This is a genomic window from Pengzhenrongella frigida (assembly GCF_004168625.1).
GTDB lineage: Bacteria > Actinomycetota > Actinomycetes > Actinomycetales > Cellulomonadaceae > Pengzhenrongella > Pengzhenrongella frigida.
Window position 1 is genome coordinate 127294 of record NZ_SDWW01000004.1, and the last position, 16580, is coordinate 143873.

General features: G+C 71.5%; 16 protein-coding genes and 1 pseudogene. 8 read left to right on the forward strand and 9 right to left on the reverse strand.

The window, feature by feature from the left end:
• Positions 1 to 10: 10 nt before the first annotated feature.
• The 4 genes from EUA98_RS02720 to EUA98_RS02735 all read left to right on the forward strand — a co-directional run bounded on the left by EUA98_RS02720 (position 11) and on the right by EUA98_RS02735 (position 5312).
• Positions 11 to 1186 carry a DUF58 domain-containing protein gene (locus EUA98_RS02720; protein WP_130101120.1) on the forward strand — a complete coding sequence of 392 codons (1176 nt, stop codon included), beginning with the start codon at positions 11 to 13 and terminating at the stop codon, positions 1184 to 1186.
• The gene (locus EUA98_RS02725; RefSeq protein ID WP_130101121.1) at positions 1183 to 3522 is read left to right on the forward strand and encodes a transglutaminase-like domain-containing protein; all 2340 of its coding nucleotides are present in this window, start codon (positions 1183 to 1185) and stop codon (positions 3520 to 3522) included. Before EUA98_RS02720 ends, EUA98_RS02725 begins: the two co-directional genes overlap by 4 nt.
• A gap of 182 nt (positions 3523 to 3704) precedes the next feature.
• A complete protein-coding gene (locus tag EUA98_RS02730; protein ID WP_165372693.1) occupies positions 3705 to 4733 on the forward strand; it encodes an RDD family protein in 1029 nt (342 codons plus the stop codon).
• 66 nt (positions 4734 to 4799) lie between these two features.
• Complete coding sequence (locus EUA98_RS02735; RefSeq protein WP_130101123.1) at positions 4800 to 5312, forward strand: gamma carbonic anhydrase family protein; 513 nt, start codon at positions 4800 to 4802, stop codon at positions 5310 to 5312.
• Positions 5313 to 5341: 29 nt separating this feature from the next.
• Here the strand turns inward: EUA98_RS02735 and EUA98_RS02740 are convergent, their stop codons facing one another.
• The 5 genes and pseudogenes from EUA98_RS02740 to EUA98_RS02755 form a co-directional block, all read right to left on the reverse strand.
• Positions 5342 to 6208 (reverse strand): hypothetical protein, encoded by an 867-nt coding sequence (locus EUA98_RS02740; RefSeq protein WP_130101124.1) that lies wholly within the window; start codon positions 6206 to 6208, stop codon positions 5342 to 5344.
• A gap of 146 nt (positions 6209 to 6354) precedes the next feature.
• A complete protein-coding gene (locus EUA98_RS02745) occupies positions 6355 to 7953 on the reverse strand; it encodes an ABC transporter permease (protein WP_130101125.1) in 1599 nt (532 codons plus the stop codon).
• Positions 7954 to 7993: 40 nt separating this feature from the next.
• Positions 7994 to 8209 (reverse strand): DUF4162 domain-containing protein, encoded by a 216-nt coding sequence (locus tag EUA98_RS20165; RefSeq protein WP_242511233.1) that lies wholly within the window; start codon positions 8207 to 8209, stop codon positions 7994 to 7996.
• A 151-nt stretch (positions 8210 to 8360) separates the two neighbouring features.
• Positions 8361 to 8864: pseudogene (locus tag EUA98_RS20515) on the reverse strand (ABC transporter ATP-binding protein); the annotation flags it as partial.
• Positions 8861 to 9256 (reverse strand): ArsR/SmtB family transcription factor, encoded by a 396-nt coding sequence (locus tag EUA98_RS02755; protein ID WP_130101126.1) that lies wholly within the window; start codon positions 9254 to 9256, stop codon positions 8861 to 8863. The pseudogene EUA98_RS20515 and the gene EUA98_RS02755, both read right to left, overlap by 4 nt.
• A 294-nt stretch (positions 9257 to 9550) precedes the next feature.
• On the opposite strand from EUA98_RS02755, the gene EUA98_RS20005 reads away from it, so the two are divergent.
• From EUA98_RS20005 to EUA98_RS02770, 4 genes are all read left to right on the forward strand, one after another.
• Positions 9551 to 9754, forward strand: coding sequence for a hypothetical protein (locus EUA98_RS20005; RefSeq protein WP_207218946.1), 204 nt, complete (start codon positions 9551 to 9553; stop codon positions 9752 to 9754).
• A gap of 15 nt (positions 9755 to 9769) precedes the next feature.
• Positions 9770 to 9994 (forward strand): DUF1254 domain-containing protein, encoded by a 225-nt coding sequence (locus EUA98_RS20010; RefSeq protein WP_207218947.1) that lies wholly within the window; start codon positions 9770 to 9772, stop codon positions 9992 to 9994.
• A gap of 493 nt (positions 9995 to 10487) precedes the next feature.
• Positions 10488 to 11078 carry an RNA polymerase sigma factor gene (locus EUA98_RS02765; RefSeq protein WP_130101127.1) on the forward strand — a complete coding sequence of 197 codons (591 nt, stop codon included), beginning with the start codon at positions 10488 to 10490 and terminating at the stop codon, positions 11076 to 11078.
• Positions 11075 to 12097 carry a hypothetical protein gene (locus EUA98_RS02770; protein ID WP_130101128.1) on the forward strand — a complete coding sequence of 341 codons (1023 nt, stop codon included), beginning with the start codon at positions 11075 to 11077 and terminating at the stop codon, positions 12095 to 12097. Before EUA98_RS02765 ends, EUA98_RS02770 begins: the two co-directional genes overlap by 4 nt.
• A 172-nt stretch (positions 12098 to 12269) precedes the next feature.
• Here the strand turns inward: EUA98_RS02770 and EUA98_RS02775 are convergent, their stop codons facing one another.
• The 4 genes from EUA98_RS02775 to istA all read right to left on the reverse strand — a co-directional run bounded on the left by EUA98_RS02775 (position 12270) and on the right by istA (position 16331).
• Positions 12270 to 13214, reverse strand: a complete 945-nt coding sequence (locus EUA98_RS02775) for a hypothetical protein (RefSeq protein WP_130101129.1) — start codon at positions 13212 to 13214, stop codon at positions 12270 to 12272.
• Positions 13215 to 13411: 197 nt separating this feature from the next.
• On the reverse strand, positions 13412 to 13690 hold the full coding sequence (locus EUA98_RS02780; RefSeq protein WP_130101130.1) for a hypothetical protein: 279 nt from the start codon (positions 13688 to 13690) through the stop codon (positions 13412 to 13414).
• Between the two features lie 281 nt (positions 13691 to 13971).
• Positions 13972 to 14787: an IS21-like element helper ATPase IstB gene (gene istB, locus EUA98_RS02790; protein ID WP_305038276.1), complete on the reverse strand. Its 816-nt coding sequence runs from the start codon at positions 14785 to 14787 to the stop codon at positions 13972 to 13974.
• The gene (gene istA / locus EUA98_RS02795) at positions 14784 to 16331 is read right to left on the reverse strand and encodes an IS21 family transposase (RefSeq protein ID WP_130101132.1); all 1548 of its coding nucleotides are present in this window, start codon (positions 16329 to 16331) and stop codon (positions 14784 to 14786) included. Before istA ends, istB begins: the two co-directional genes overlap by 4 nt.
• Positions 16332 to 16580 lie beyond the last annotated feature (249 nt).

Genomic DNA, 16580 nt, shown 5'->3' on the forward strand with positions numbered 1-16580 from the left:
CGCTGTGCGGATGCTGGCTCGCGGCGCGAGACGCGCGGCGCGTCCCGTCTCGGGGCTCGGCTGGGGCGTCGTCGTCGCCGCGCTGGTGACGGGAGCGGTCGGCTGGTGGCTCGGGTGGGTCGAGCTGAGCGTGGTCGCGGCCGCGCTGGCCGGGTTCGTGCTGTCCGCGCTCGGCTTCACGATCGGCCGGTCCACCTATGCGGTCGACCTCGACCTGTCGACCAACCGCGTCACCGTGGGGCAGCGCGCCGTGGGGCGCCTCGAGGTGCGCAACACGTCCCGCCGCCGCCTGCTGCCCGCCCAGATCGAGCTGCCCGTCGGGCAGGGGTCCGCGGACTTCCACCTGCCGTCGCTCGGCCCGCGGGCCGCGCACGAGGATGTCTTCGCGATCCCGACGACGCGCCGCGCCGTCGTCGTGGTGGGCCCGGTGCGCTCGGTGCGCGGAGACCCGGTCGGCCTGGTGCGCCGCCGCGTGCGCTGGACCGAGCCCGTCAATCTCTACGTCCACCCCGAGCTCGTGTCGCTCGGCGGTGCGGCGGCCGGGGTGCTGCGGGACCTCGAGGGCCAGGCCACCCGGGTGATCTCGGACTCCGACATGTCGTTCCACGCGCTGCGCGCCTACGTCGCCGGCGACGACCGGCGGCACATCCACTGGAAGACCAGCGCCCGGGTCGGTGAGCTCATGGTCCGCCAGTTCGAGGACACCCGCCGCACCCACACCGCCGTCGCGCTGTCGACCGCCTCCGCGGACTACCGCAGCGTCGAGGAGTTCGAGCTCGCGGTCTCGGCGACGGCCTCGATCGGGGTCCAGGCCCTGCGCGACCAGCGTGACCTCACCGTTCTGGCCGGATCGGGTGCGCTGCGCACCGCCTCGCCGCCACGGCTGCTCGACGACTGCTCCGCGATCGAGGCCACCTCCAGCGGGCGGTCGAGCGAGCACCTGGCGCAGTGGGTCGCGCGCCAGGCGCCGGATGCGTCGGTGGCGATCCTCGTGACGGGGTCGGTCCCCAGCCGCCGCGCGCTGCGCGCCCACGCGGCCCGCCTGCCCGTGGGTGTCCGCGCGCTGATCCTGCTGTGCGGCAACGGTGAGCCGGTCGACGTCGTCCAGCACGGGTCGCTCACGCTGGCTCAGCTGGGGTCGCTCGCCGACCTGCCCCGCGTGCTTCGCCGGGTGGTGGCGGGATGACCGCGGACCTGCGTGCACGGGAGCCGCGCGCCCGTGAGCTGCGCGCGGCGGGCACACCGCCCGCCGTCGACGTCGTCGTGCTGGTGGCGGGCCTGGCCATCGCCTTGCTCCCGCTGCTGCCCGTGTACGGCGTCGCCGCCGTGTGGCCGCCGATCCTCGGTGGCCTGGTCGCGGGTGCCGCCGTCGCGGTGGTCGCCGCGTGGCGCCGCTGGTCTGCCCTGGTGACGGCTGCGGTCGCCATCCTGGTGTACCTCGGCGCCGGTGCGTCGCTCGCGACGCCGGGCACCACGGTGTTCGCCGTGCTGCCCACCCCGGCCTCGATCACCTCCCTGCTCGCCGCGGTCGTGACCGTCTGGAAGCAGGTCCTCACCCTCGAGCCCGAGCTCGGTGCGAGCGGGAACCTGCTCGTCGCGCCCTACCTGCTTGCGTTCGTCGGGGTGCTCGTCTCCGTCAGCATCGCGCTGCGGGCCGAGCCGCGCGCGGCCGGGGTGTGGGCCGCCGTGGTCGCTCCGGTGGTCCTCGGGCTGTCGGTCCTGCTCGGCACCAAGCAGACCGTCCAGCCGGTGGCCGCCGGTGTCGTCCTGGTCGTGCTCCTCGTGACCTGGGCGGCGATGCGGCGCGGGAGCCTCGTGGCGCGCCGCCTGGTCTCCCTCACCGTCATGGCCGCCGTGGTCGCGGCGAGCGGCGCCGTCGTCGGCCCGCTGCTCGCCCCGCCCGCCCGGATGGTGCTGCGCGACGACCTCGTGCCGCCGTTCGACCCCAAGGACCACCCGAGCCCGCTGTCGGGGTTCCGCGAGTTCGTCAAGGACTGGAAGGACACCGACCTGCTGACGGTGCACGGCCTGCCGGAGGGTGCCACCGTGCGTCTCGCGACCATGGATGCGTTCGACGGCGTGGTCTGGAACGTGGCGGGCGCCGAGGCGGCGCGGGGCTCGGGGGAGTTCCGACGGGTCGGGGAGCACATCGCCACCGCGGAGCGCGGCTCGCGTGCGCGGGTGGAGATCGAGGTGCACGATCTGCCGCTCGTCTGGCTGCCGACAGTCGGGTATGCCGAGAGCTTCGCGTTCGACGGCCCCGACGCGCGCGCCCTCGCCGATGAGCTGCGCTACAACGACGCCACCGGAACCGCGGTGCTCACCTCGGGCGTTCCCGCGGGAACGCGCTGGACCGAGGAGGTCGTGGTTCCTGCCCTGCCCGACGACGACGAGATCGGCGCGGCTCCCGTGGGGTCCGTGAGCCTGCCCGAGCCGCGGAACGTCCCCGACGCGGTGTCCTTGTTCGCCGGCGAGCTCGCCGGGACGGCCACCTCGCCGGTGCTCATCGCCCGGAGCCTGGAGGCGGGACTCGCCGAGCGCGGCTGGTTCAGCCACGGGCTGACCGACTCGGGCGACTACCCCTCCCTGTCCGGCCACGGTGCGGACCGGCTGACGACCCTGCTCGGCGGCGACCTCATGGTCGGCGACGGTGAGCAGTACGCGTCCGCGATGGCGCTCATGGCCCGTGGGATGGGCCTGCCCGCCCGGGTCGTGCTCGGGTTCGTGCCCGACGAGGAGCAGGCGGGCGCCGTGCAGATCACCATCCGTGGTGAGGACGTCCAGGCGTGGGTCGAGATCAACTTCGCCGGGCGCGGCTGGGTGTCGTTCTACCCGACGCCGCCCGACACCAAGACCCCGCAGGACGACACCCCGCAGGACCAGTCCCAGCCGCAGCCCCAGGTCATGCAGCCGCCCCCGCCGCCGGCGGATCCGGTCATGCCTCCTACCGAAGACACCGAGCAGCCGCGCACCGAGGACGCCGAGCAGGAGGCCCGCGACGACGACTCGTGGCGCACGTTCGTGGCCATCGGTGCGGCCGCGACGGTCCCCGTGCTCCTGGTCCTCACCCCGCTGCTCCTGATCATCGCGGCGAAGCGTCGCCGACGTCGTCTGCGTCGGTCGACCGGTGACGGGGTCGCTCAGGTGGTCGGCGGGTGGGACGAGATCCTCGATCACGCTCGTGACCTCCGGCGTGCCGCGCCGGCCCGCGCCACCCGACGCGAGATCGCGGTCGACCTCGCCGGGGCGTTCGCCGCCGCCGCGGACGACACCCGGCGCACCGGCGCCTTCGGGCGGCTCGGCATCAGCGGTGCGGTCGTGGGGCTCGCGGCCGACGCGGACGCCGTCGTCTTCGGGCGCGGCGCGCCCGCGGTCGCTCAGGTCGACGCGTACTGGGCGCAGGTCGACGTGCTCGCCGCGGCGATGCGCACGGTCGTGCCACGGCGCCATCGCTGGCGGGCCCGGTGGTCGACGGCGTCCCTGCGCGCTCGGCGCACCCCACGGCGTGCGCGACGCACCTGATCCCCTCACGAAACCCCGCCGCGCTGCCGATGTATCGGGTGCAGCCGGATCGGACCGCGGGCCGTCGACCGTCCCGTGCCGGACCCGCGCCGCACCGACCAGGACCACGCCGCCCGACGCGGGCCGACCCGACCAGGAAGTGGCCACACCCCATGTCAACGCCAGGATCGCTGCCCGCCACGATGAGCAAGCGTCTGCTCGCCTTCGTGATCGACCAGGCGGCGTATCTGATCGTCGGTGGGGGGATCGTCCTGGCGAGCGGGCTCGACCAGATCCACTCCGGGGCCACGACCGCGACCGCGCTCGTGCCGAGCACGCCCTTGGCCCTCGCGGGGTACGGGCTCATCCTCGGCCTCGCGCTGTTCCAGTGGTGGTACCAGGGCACGCGAGGCTTCACGCTCGGCAAGCGTGCGGTCGGCCTGCGGACCCTCGCGGCCGCGACGGGCCAGCCCGCGGGGCTGATGCGGATCCTCCTGCGCCAGCTCGTGGTGATGGCCGGCAGCCTCGTCTTCGGGATCGGGCAGGCCGTGGTGTACGCCTCACCGTTCCTCGACGCGGGCGGGTGGCGGCAAGGCTGGCACGACAAGGCCGCCGGCACGATCGTGTTCGACGTCGCGGTCGGACGGGACCCCGCCACGGCCGACGCGGGGGTCGGCGCTCCTCGGTCCGCGCGCACGTACGACGACGGCCCCGGTCGGACCGCGCCGCAGCCGCTGGTCGCCAGCGCGGTCGCGGTGTCGACGCCGCCGCCGTGGGCGGTCCGTCCCGCGGTGGCGCCCGCGCTGGACGACGAGGTCGAGCTCACCCGCCTCACGTCGACGGACGCCGTCGCGACGCCGCTGCTGACACCCGCCCGACGGGTCGGACCGCCCCGGATGCAGGCCGTGCTCCAGCTGTGGGACGGGCGAACGGTGGTCCTCGAGGGCACGGCGCTGATCGGGCGCAACCCCGCGCCGCGCCCGGGCGAGGCACCCCCCAGCCAGCTGCTCGCCGCCGTCGACCCCGGGCGCTCGGTCTCCAAGACGCACCTCGCGATCGGGGTCGAAGCCGACGGCGTGTGGCTGCGGGACCGGAACTCGACCAACGGCACGGTCGTCACGCTCCACGACGGCGCCCAGATCCTGTGCGCGGCCGAGCAGCGGGTGCGGATCCCGGCCGGCTCCTCGGTCGCCTTCGGCGACTTCTGGCTCGCCGTCGTCGAGGAGGGCTGACCGGGCGGCTCCCGCCGTCCGCGCCCGTTGCGGATCGGGCCTGCTCGGCCAAGTAGTCTCGGGCGCATGATCAGCCTGCCCTTCGAGGGACGCACGCCCGAGGTACACGAGAGCGCCTGGATCGCTCAGAACGCCGCCCTGATCGGCAAGGTGCGCATCCATGCCGACGCGAGCGTGTGGTTCGGCGCGGTGCTGCGCGGCGACATCGACGAGATCGTCCTCGGCGCCGGGTCGAACTTCCAGGACAACGTGGTGGTGCACACCGAGCTGGGCTCGCCGGCGATCGTGGGCGCCGGCGTCAGCGTCGGGCACGGCGCCGTGGTGCACGGCTGCACGATCGAGGACGGCTGCCTCATCGGCATGAACGCCACCGTCCTGACGGGTGCCGTCGTCGGCCGTGACTCGCTGGTCGGTGCGGGGTCGGTGGTTCTCGAAGGGACCGTGATCCCGCCCCGGTCGTTGGTCGCGGGGGTGCCGGGCAAGGTCCGCCGTCAACTGACGGACGAGGAGATCGCCGGCATGCACGGCAACTCCGCGCGCTACGTCACCCGCGCGCAGGCCTACGGCTCCCAGGCCTGAGACCGCTCGCGGGCTGCCGACCGCTGACCTCAGCCGCGCCCGTCCGCCAGGCGCAGGACCGCCAGCGGCTCGTCGCCCAGCACGTCTCCCATGAGCTCGGCGACCGTCAGCGCATGCAACGCCGGGAGCGCTGACCTCAGGGCGAAGGCTCCGGCCGTCGGATGGGCGTGCACGAGGGCCGACGTGACATCCACGACCGCGAGCAGCTGCGAGTGCAGCCGCCCCGTGGCGAACGCCGCCCAGGCGGCCGAGTGCATCGCGGCCGCCCAGACCCCGGGAGCCCAGCGGACCGACGCCAGCGCGTCGAGCGTCAGGGCCTTCGCACCGACCCGATCTTGGACGTCGACCACGTAGCCCCCGCGCGGTCCGTACAGGTCAGCCGCCTCGACCAGCGCGCCCTCCTGCGACCGGAGGGCGGCGTGCCACGGCTCGGTGAGGACCTCGAAGGGGGCGGCGGCGAGGTGCGGGCGGACCCACCACCCGGCGACCACGGCAGCAGCAGCCGCGGCGGACCCGGGTGACAGTCCCGCGCCGGGGACCGCCACCCGAGCGCGGTCCGGCCACCGGCCCGCCTCGGCCACCACGAGCCTCGCGACGTCGCCCACGTGCCCGAACCGTGCCCGCGACAGCTCCTCGCTGGCGCCGCGCCGACCGCCGACACTGACCGTGCGCAGGGCGTGCGCGGTGGTCAGCGCGGACGCGTCGGCGTACTCCGCCAGGTCCCAGGCGCGCGCGGTGGCGTCCGGGTCGGCATCCAGGGCGCACATTCCGAGTGCGGTGACGCCCTGCTCGGTGAGCCGGAAAACGGCGCTGAGCGCGGCGAGCAGCTGGCCCGCGTACGGGTGGGTTGCCGCGTCGCCGGCAATGATCGTGGGCGTTGACAGCGTGTAGACCACGCGGACCCCCTCCCCGCCCGGGGGCGGTGACCGCGGCCAGTCCCGCGACTCAGGTGTGCGAGCTGTCGACCCCTCGTTCCAGGGGTGACAGGTGCTATCAGAGCACAGTTGTCCGGATTGCCCTCCATCGGCGGCGTGTCGGCGCTTCAGGCGCCGACCAGGTCGCGGCGCTCGAAGGCGAGCATGCCGACGACGGCGAACACAGCACCGATGGCCACCAGCGCGACGGCCGCGGTGAGGTCGACCGCGTCGATCGGGACGGCGCCGAGGTGCCAGAACGGTGACGCGCCCACGACGGCGTCGGGGCAGTCGAGGGCCGGTCCGATGATCGGCAGCAAGTAGGCGACGGCGGCGCCCGTCGCGGCCACGGTCACGGTGGCGCGCGGCGCGAACCCGAGCAGCAGGACCGCGAGCCCCCCGAAGACGACGGCGACGGGAACAGTGTTCAGGACCGCAGCCATCGCGTCGCGCAGGGTCAGGTCGGAACCCATGGCGGCCGCGACCGCCCAGGTCGAGGATCCCGCGACGACGGCGAGGAGGATCACCGAGGCGAGGGCCAGGACGATGTGCCCCGCGAGCCAGTGCCGGCGGAGCACCGATCGTGTCGCGATCTGGTCCAGCCTCGTGGACGACTCCTCGGTGCGGGCCGCACCGATCCGGGTCGCGGCAAAGACCGACAACGCCACTCCGGTGATCGTCGCCGTCATTCCGACGAAACCCTTGGTGACGTCGGAGACGTTCATCCCCATGCCCGCCAGGACGTCTTGGAAGGCCGGGTCGGCAGCGACGAAGTCATTCATCGTCGGGACGAGGGCGCCGGTGGCCAGGCCCCATCCGGCGAGCGCGATCGCCCAGGTGACGAGCGTGCCGACGCTGGTCCGCCACGCGAAGGCGAGCGGGCTGGTCAGGCCCCAGGCACGGGAGGGCCGTTCGCCTCGCTCCCGCACAAATCCGGTGCGTGAGTCGCGGCGGACCCGAAGCGCGATCGCGCAGCCCACGAGCCCCCCGACGACGAGGACGGGGACGAGCAGGGCGAGCGCCTGGTTGTCGCCGAACGGCCGGACGTGGTCGGACCAGCCGAGGGGAGTGACCCACGCGAGCCAGCTGCGCGAGTCCGTGCTGTTCGCCGTCATCCGCAGCACGAGCGCCGCGCCGAGAAGGCCCGTGCTGACACCCAGCGTCCGGGAACGGGACGCGAAGACCTGCGCGGTCAGTGCCGTCAGACCGACGAACGCCCCACCGACCGCCCAGATCGTCGCCCCGAAGAGCAGCGCACCCACTGGCGGGGTTCCCGACGTGATCAGCGCGAGGCCCACTGCGAGGCCGACGCCCGCGCAGGAGGCGAGCAAGACGGCGGCCTGACGTGCGAGCATCCTTGAGGCCCGGACGGGCCCGGCAAGGGTGACCTCGGCGCGCCCGTCGTCCTCGTCGCCGCGAAGGATCCGGGCGGTCGTCGTGATCGCCCAGACCCCGACGACGAGTGACATCATCCAACCGGCGTCCCACGCGACGAGCGCGCCCGACTCGGTGCTGTAGGGGACTCCCTGCATCGTCCGCAACAGGGGGAAGTCACCGAAGGTCAGGAGCGCGGCGCGCGCCGCGTCGTCGGGATAGGTCGCCTCGATCACGCGGAACTCGAGCGCGGCGTAGCCCGCAAGCGCGAGCGATGCCAGCAGCGTCGAGCGCCGGGTCAGGCGGATGGTGAGCCGTTCGACGGCCCACCTGGTGCCACGGTTTCCACTCATCGGGCGATGCTCCTTGGCCGGCGCTTGCGGTGCGCGGCCCCTAGTAGTAGGTGAGAAAGATCTCTTCGAGCGAGGGCTCGTCGGTTCGCATGCGCAGCACGGGCAGATTTGCGAACCGGGTGAGCAGCGCGGCCGGTGAGCCGGTCACGGACAGGCGCGCGCCGCCCGGGATCAGGTCGACGGCGGTGACGCCGGGGACGTCGTCGAACAGGGGGAAGGGGCCGTCGACGACGATCTCGACGACCGTGGTGTGCACGCGCGCGCAGGTCGTCGAGGGTGGCGACCTCGACGAGCTTGCCGGCACGCAGGATCCCGACGCGGTCGCACAGGTCCTCGACCTCGTCGAGGATGTGCGAGGACAAGAAGACGGTCTGCCCGCGGGCGGCCGCCTCACGGGCGAGGGATTGGAACACGGCTTCCATGAGCGGGTCGAGGCCCGATGTCGGCTCGTCGAGCAGCAGCACGTCGGGTCGGGTCATGAAGGCCGCGACGAGTGCGATCTTCTGCCGGTTTCCCTTGGAGTAGGACCGCACGCGCCTGGACGGGTCGAGCTGGAGGCGGTCGATGAGCTCGGCGCGGAACGCGGTGTCGACGTGGCCGGACAGGTTGCCGAGCAGGTCGAGGGTCTCGGTTCCGGTGAGCTGCGGCCACAGGGCGACGTCGCCGGCCACGTACCCGACGTGGCGGTGGGCGCGCTCGACATCGCCGACGTCGATGCCCATGATCTCGGCGGATCCGCGGGTCGGGCGGATCAGGTGCAGCAGCAGCCGCACCGTGGTCGACTTGCCGGCTCCATTCGGGCCGAGAAACCCGAACGTCTCGCCCTGGCGGACCTCGAGGTCCATCCCCTCGAGGGCAGCCACGGATCCGAAGTGCTTGCTCAGATCGTGGGTCGCGATCGCGGGTGTCATCGGAGTTCCTTCTCGTGAGCGATGCTGGCGCGTCCGCCGGGTGTCATCTCAGGTGTCTGTGGCCCCGTGGTCCCGTGGGCGCGCAGGTCGAGGATGTGCTCGACAGCCTGGTGGACCAGGGTGACGATGTGGGGGTCGACGACCCGGTAGAGGACGTGGCGCCCCTCGCGGCGCCGATCGATCCACCCCGCCAGGCGGAGCTTGGCGAGGTGCTGGCTGATCCCTGCTTTGGTCCCGCCGACGGCGGCGACCAGCGTGGTCACGTCGACCTCATCGTTCGAGAGGATCCAGAGAAGGTGCAGACGCCCCGGCGCGCTGAGCAGAGCGAACACCTCGGCGGCGTCATCGAGGACGGCGCGGTCGGGTGCTGCTGGGTGGGGGTCGAGGTTCATGACCATCTCCTTCGATCGCTCTTCCATCACCATAGTTGCGCAACCACTTAACTGTCTAGGTCTGACGCTTCTACGCTTGGTTGCTGATCGCCTCCGGCGCCGACGTGGCGACCGCGAGACGCGAAGCTGGGGGTCTCGGTCCACGCCGACGGCTGTGCGCGCGAAGGGTCCGGAGGGAGCGTCGCGGTGTCGGCTGAGTGTGCATTTCAGGACGTAGCGGGCCGAATCCGTGCGGGGTGAAGCACTCATCGTCCTCGGCGAGAGTAGTTTTTCGGATCTCTTCAGGAGGCTGCAATGACGACGCCTACACCGCCTGGCGTCGAGACTCCGGATGCTGTCGAGTCTCGACTGGGCACGTTGCGGTTCTTCGACGGGTTCCCCGACGACGCCACGACGGCAACGCTGTTCGACAACCTGGACTTCCAGCGGGCGGTGCAGGCGTACCTGCTGGCGTTGGCGCCGGTGAACCAGGTGGCCATGAAGAAGGGGCTACTGTAGTTCGGGCCGCCGAACGTGACGCTGCCGACCTGGGAGCGACTGATCCACCCCCACTACATCGGACTCACTGCCAACACGACCACGCCGTACTCCTGGATGTGGATCGACCTCCACGGCGGCCCCCTGGTCGCCGAGGTGCCGCAGGGCGTCCTGGGGGCGATCGACGACCACTGGTATCACTGGGTCGTCGATGTCGGCCTCACCGGCCCGGACCACGGCAAGGGCGGCACATCGAGGTAATCCAGATCTGCGACGCTCCGACCGCGGAGTTTCGAACTCTTGGAAGCGCGATGGACAAGACACGCGACCGGGTGCTCGAGATCCTGATGCACTTGTCGGAGCGTATGGGCTACCGACCGCCGGAGGATCTCGAACTTGGCAAGGAACACGACGGCTTCTCAAGGCAACATTCTGACGCCCGAGACGATGGCTCCCCGCCTCCCGATCCGGGTTGGTGGTGCACCTCGCAGGGCATCTCGTCGGGCATCAGGCCACCCGACCCACGGTGGCCTGTCGGAATCGCGAGTCGATCCTTTGCGACCGTTGTCCGACATCCGCTCTGGAAAGGCGTTCCCGCGGGAACGCGTACCAGCGAGCTCCGGCGGCCCGGATGGACAACAGCGCAAAGCGACAGCCAAGCGGCGCGGTCTTGGCAATGTGCCGCGACGTGTAACGGTTCGGCCCTACCTGGACATGAACGGGTTGAGAGACTCTTACCCGTGGAAGGGGCCCAGTGATCTCACCGGAAGAGCGGTTCGCCGTTCTGTTCAATCGCACCCATCAACCTCTACTTGCCTACTCCGTGCGGCGGGTTGCTGATCCCGCGGACGCGGCCGACATCGTCGCCGAGACGTTCCTAGTCGCGTGGCGGCGGCTGGACGAGGTGCCGCCTGATGAGCAGGCGCGTGCGTGGTTGTTCGGCGTCGCACGCAGAGTCCTGGCGAACTACTACCGCGGCGAGCATCGCCGACTCGCGTTGGGCGAGCGGCTGCGGACCTCGCTGCGCGAGGTGGCAGTGCCACCGCCCCAGGTTTGCGCCACAGCCGTCGAGATCGCGATGGAGCGTTTGAGTCCTGATGACCGGGAGCTTCTGCGACTGGTCGCGTGGGAGGAGTTGGCCCGCGAGGAGATCGCGATGGTGCTGCAGATACCGCGCGCGACCGTTCGGGTGCGTTTGCATCGAGCGCGTCGCCGCTTGCTCGCCGAGATGCAGTCGGTGGAGAGCGACGCGCCCGGGGTAGGGCCGCTAAAACGGCCCGCAGTATCCGGACATGTCATGAGTGGAAGGGCGCCCGCCCGTCCCGGAACGGAGGAGGCCCGATGAGGAACGACGACGTGCTCGCGCAGTTGGGTGCGGTGAACCCGGTATCCGAGGCGGACCTCTCACCCGTCGACGCGGGGGCGCTGGTCGCCCTTCGAGAGGGGATCACCATGACCGGTCGACAGTTGCCGTTGGCACACAGTTCCAGGAGACGGATCGGGCGACGCGGCGTGACCGGTGCGATCGTCACGGTCGCACTGCTCGGTGGCGGGGCCGCCTTCGCCGCGCACCAGCTGGGGTACGTCGGCGGAGGCGGCGCAGCGGACGGGATCACCTGCCTCACGCACTGGGTGGGGAACAACGACGGGTTTGCAGACAGCACCGGCGGCCCGCCTCTGACAGCCGATCCAGTGGCCGATTGCCAGCAATACCAGGCACTAAGCGGCCGGCCCCCGATCGATGACCCCGTTGCCTTCCGTGCCGGCAACCCGATGGTCTTCGTGGCCCCCCGAGATCAGGTGCCAGCGGACGCCACCCTGTTTCCCGCGGTCACGCCGCGCGACGAGGTGCTGTTCGAACTCGACGCGAGCACTGTGGACATGGTCGACGGACTCGGCTCGAGCTGCTTGGCCGCGGATGACGCGAACGTGTTCGCCCAGGCCGAGCTGGACCGGCTCGGGTTGACGGACTGGTCGGTCACCAACAAGGCGCCCGGCACGCGTCCACCACCGCCCGTCAATGGCGAACCGGAGGGACCGTGGATCTGTGCGACCGCGTTCGTCGACCCGGATCAACTCGCGCTGGTTGTCACCCCGAACAACCGGGATGACATCGAGACACACAATGGTCACGGAACTGACCCTTTCGTCTTCGAACTTCGGGATTCGCTGCGGATCGGCATCGCGGACAAGTGCGTGAACCTGGGTGAGGCGAAGGCAGTCGCGACAAGCGCGCTCGGAGATGCCCACCATTGGCCGTTGACCGCAATCGAAGACCCCGCAGCATCGTGCACACGGGTCGATATGGCCGTCGGGGGAAGCATCGAGATCACGCTCCGCGGACCGAGCACCACAACCCCGTAGACAGAAGGCCGCTCGCTGCGGCCGGGACCCGCCCGATCACGGGCGGGGACCGGCCGCAGCCCACCATTGACCGTTGGAGTAACCGGTCCGGCCAAATCGACGGCGCGGCACTGCCCCTCAGGACCGACCCAGCGCTTGACGACAGCCTTGCGCTGTGGCAAGTGCGACTGAATCAGCTGGCGCGCACCCAGTTCTGGTCCTGGCGGACCCAGAGGTGGCCGGTGTCGGCATGGTGCACTCCGTCGGTGAGCCACCAGGTGGCGTCGGGGTCCCAGCCGGCCAGCGTCGTCGTGGCACGGGGCCGCGGAGAGACGGCCTCGCCGGACGTCATCAGCCAGGCCAGGACGCTGACGTGAACCCCAGCGAAGTCCGCCGCCACGGCTGACCAGTCGGGGATCAGCCAGTCGCCTTCGTGTGCGTCCACCGCGCCCCACCAGTCGGGCGCTCGCGAGGAGGTGACGTCGAGCGGGTAGCTCGCCACGAGGGACGCCCAGGCGTCGGGCCCGTCGATCTCGAGCACGAGGGCATGAGGGTCGACGGTGCACGGCACCAGGTCCGCAGACTCCCATCCCATCTCGTCCTCCGTGAGCCATAGGGCTGCAGATCCCGCGTCGGGCAGTGCGCGAGTCGTCTTGTCGAGTCCGGCGAGGGCAGGGGTCACCCACCACATGCCGCCCAACGGGGTCGACGGGTGGCTGGCGCGGTACTGCGCAGCGGCGCGTTCCTGGTCCGCGATGCCGTCCCGCCAGCGGCGCAGCCGCTCGGCGGCGGTGCCCCGTGGCCGGCCGACGACCGTCGTCGGCTCGAACCGGGTGTAGATCTGAGTGTCACGGTCCAGCGGTGCCGTCCACCATCCAGATCTCGGGTTGTCCGCCACGACGTCGGCGATCGGGGTCAGCGCGGCTCGGACCGCGGGGTGGGCGAGCACGACGTCTTCCGCGTGCGGCGGCTGCCAGCCCATGGCCGAGGTCACGGTGTCGGAGAGCGCCGCGAGCAGATCTCTCGAACCCATGTTCAAGGTGGTCGGATCAACTTCGGTGAGCACGTCGCTGAGGGCGCGCGCGGGAGGCAGGTCCGGCGCTTTGCCGCCCGCCGTTCCTAAGACGGCCCAAGCCACGCTCCCACCCAGGTCCCCTCGCTCCTCATGCACACGGTGCACCTCGGCAAACATGGCCCAGCGCACCTCGTCCCCGCTCCCGCTGCGCTGTGCGAGCTCGTAGCAAAGTCGTCGTCCGCGCCCGGTGCCCACAAGATCCCCTGCTGTGTACATGACCTCACCCTACGAAGGCGCGGAGGTGACCGGACGTCCAACGATCAAGCTCGGTGGCCCGGGTACGTGGCCGACCGCAGCTCGCCCGCGACCAGCCGGGCGACCGTTGCCTGCACGACGGCGAGCTCCGTCGTGCAGGCGTTGAGGCTGCTCGATGCGATCGATCCGCAGGTGCGGATCCGTCGGCCTTGGCTCCGCGCCACCCGTAGCGGACCGGAGGCACTTGGCGACCAGTAGACGGTGTCGCGGGCAGCGCGGATCGCGACCGGACCGGGTGGTTGCCCCTTGCCGATTGCGCGGTTCGCGTGAACGCTGTCGGGCATGGCCGACTCATCAGCACCACTACTGGCGATAGTGGGCCGTCCAGCGGCTCGCGCCTGTGAGTCCGCCGGATATCGCGCGATCGCCGACCTCGAGGGCGCCAGCGAGCGCCAACTTCTCGCCCTGCATGGGCTTGGCCCACGAGCGATCAAGATCCTTCGGTGTCAAGGGCCATTGAGTTCTGCCCAGAGGCGGTCGTGAGACCTGCCCGGTGACGGCCACGAGAAGTGCCCGGTGATGGCCATGGGATCTGCCCAGTACTGACCATCAACGGCCCGGGTGCTCAGCTCAACGGACTCACCCCTTGGCCAGCGAGGGCTTGGGCCTGGCGGACGCTCTCGCCGCTGGTCTGGCAGACGTGCGCGTGGTGCAGGAGTCGGTCGACGGTCGCCGTGGTCAGGGTCTTGGGCATCAGCTCGTCGAACGCGGCCGGGTGCAGATTGGACGAGATCGCCACCGAGCGTTTCTCGTAGGCGGCGTCGACGAGCCGGTAGAGACCCTCGGCCGCGTCCTGCGCCACCGGCAGCAGCCCGATGTCATCGACCACGACGAGGTCGGCGCGCAGGACCCGGGCGATGGCCTTGGTCACCGAGTCGTCCGCTCGGTGGTGGCGCAGCAGCGCGTCGAGGTCTTCCAGGGTGAACCAGGCCACCCGTAGTCCTTGCTCGACGGCGTGCTGCCCGAGGGCCTCGAGCAGGAACGTCTTGCCCGTCCCGGAGGGTCCGCAGACCACGAGGTTCTCGCGGCGGTGCACCCATTCCAGGGTGCGGAGCGCTTGCTGGGTCGGGGCCGGGATCGAGGATGCGGCGGGGTTCCAGGCGTCGAAGGTCTTGCCGGTGGGGAACCCCGCGCCGGCCCGCCGGGTTGCCAGCGCGGAGCGTTCGCGCCCGGCGGCTTCCTCGACCAGCAGGGCGCGCAGCACCTCCACGGGCTCCCACCGCTGGGCCTTGGCGGTGGCGATCACGTCCGGGGCGTGGCGGCGGATGTGCGGCAGGCGCAACCGGTGCAACAGCGCCTGGACGTCCTCGGGCATCGCCGGCGCGGCCGGGACCCCGATCACCGGCACGGACGCCTCGCGGGTCCGGGACGGGGCGCTCACGCGGTCACCTCCGTCGCCGTGGTCGCCGTGGTTGCAGAGGTCGCTGTGCCGAGGGTGGCCCAGCCGCGGGTGCCCTGGGTCAACGACCGGTCCTCGCCGGCCTGGTTGACCGGTCCGGCTGCGGTGGCCGCGTGGTGGTGGTCCAGGATCGAGGCGAGGTCGGCTTCGGCGAACCGGGCATGGACCGCGGCGTGGCCCAGCGCCCAGTCGACCTCTTCGGGGGTGAACAGCTTGGCGAGCTCCACGGCCTGGGCCATCTTCACGCGCATCTTGGTCGTGCCCGCGGCGGCGGCCTCGGCCAACCACACCCTGGCGCCGTCGCCCAGGACCAGGAACGCGGCCTCGGCGGTGGTCCGCGCGAGCGGGACCCGGCCGAGCGCGCCGGGCGGCGCAGGTGGGAAGTGGGCGTCGATGATCTGGGGGCTGCCCGGGGTCGCGCGGGCGTGGCGGGCGACCTCGAGCGGTCCGGTGGCCCCGACGTGGACGATGACGACCTGCTCGTCGGCGCCGCGCCCGTGGACCCGCACCCAGACCGTGGCCCCGAGCAGCTCGTGCGGCACGGAGTACTGCCCGGAGTCGAACGTGACCATCGGCGTCTTGGGTGGCACGACCCGTGTCAGGCCGAACGCGACCGTGTGCGGGTCGACCGGGACGGGGTGCAGGCGGGTGTGTTCCTCGGCGAGCATCGCGTCCGGGGTCCGGCGGGTGACGCGGTGGACGCGGGCGTTGACCTGCGCGCAGAACGCCTCGCACGCGTCCTCGAGGTCCGCGAACGAGGCGTAGGCGTCCAGGAGGTTGGTGTCCTTGGGGACCAGGTCCGCCTTGGCGATCTTCACCGACGACTCGCTACCGCCCTTGGTGGCCGGGTCCACCGGGACACAGGTGTGCAGGGTGACGCCGTAGTGGCGGGCGAAGGCGACCATCGCGGGGTTGCGGACCGCCATGCCGGCCACGTGCTCGACGGTCACGGTCTTCTCGTTGTCGGTGAGCAGATACGTCGGCGCCCCACCGATGCGCCGCAGCGTGACGTCCAGGGCGGCCATCACCGACGGTGAGGTCTTGTCCCTGATCGCGAGCACCACCCGGAACCGCGACCACGCCAACCACGCGATGAACAACGTGGTCTTGGCCCCGTCGATGACGGGCCCGTCGCCGAAGTCGTACTGCAGCCACATCCCGGGCTCGGTCACCCACGGGCGGTGGACCCGGGTCCGCCCGACCCGGAAGCTCGCCTTGACCACCGCTACCGCCCGGCGCGTGGTGCGCTCGGAGCCGGTGAAGCCCAACGCGACGAGCTTGTCGTGGGCGACGTCCGCGCGGACCTTGCCCTTGGACCTCTCGACCCACTCCTCGATCTTGGGCAGAAACTCGTCGATCAGCTGCGCGCGGGCCGCGGCCCGATCGGACAACGCACCCGCGTCGCGGGCCGCGACATAGCGGGCCACGGTGTGGTGGGAGACCCCGGACAGCTCCCCGGCATCACGCAACGACCCGGTCAAGTCGAACGCTTCCAACATGTTCATGATCTCCTCGGCAGACTTCACGGTGTCCCTCCTGGGGGCGAACGGCGCATCAGCACCGCCAACCGCACCCCAGGAGGGGCCTCAACCGCTGCAAGCGGCGAGGCGAAGAACGTCGTGTCGGGCAGATCTCATGACCGCCAGCGGGCAACTCTCATGTCCGCCACCGGGCAGCTAATTGGCCGCCTCCGGGCAGGGCGGATTCCAGCGAACGTCGCAACACCGAGAGGTGTTGGAGGACGTGATGGGACCTGTTCGTAGCCGGGGCCGCAA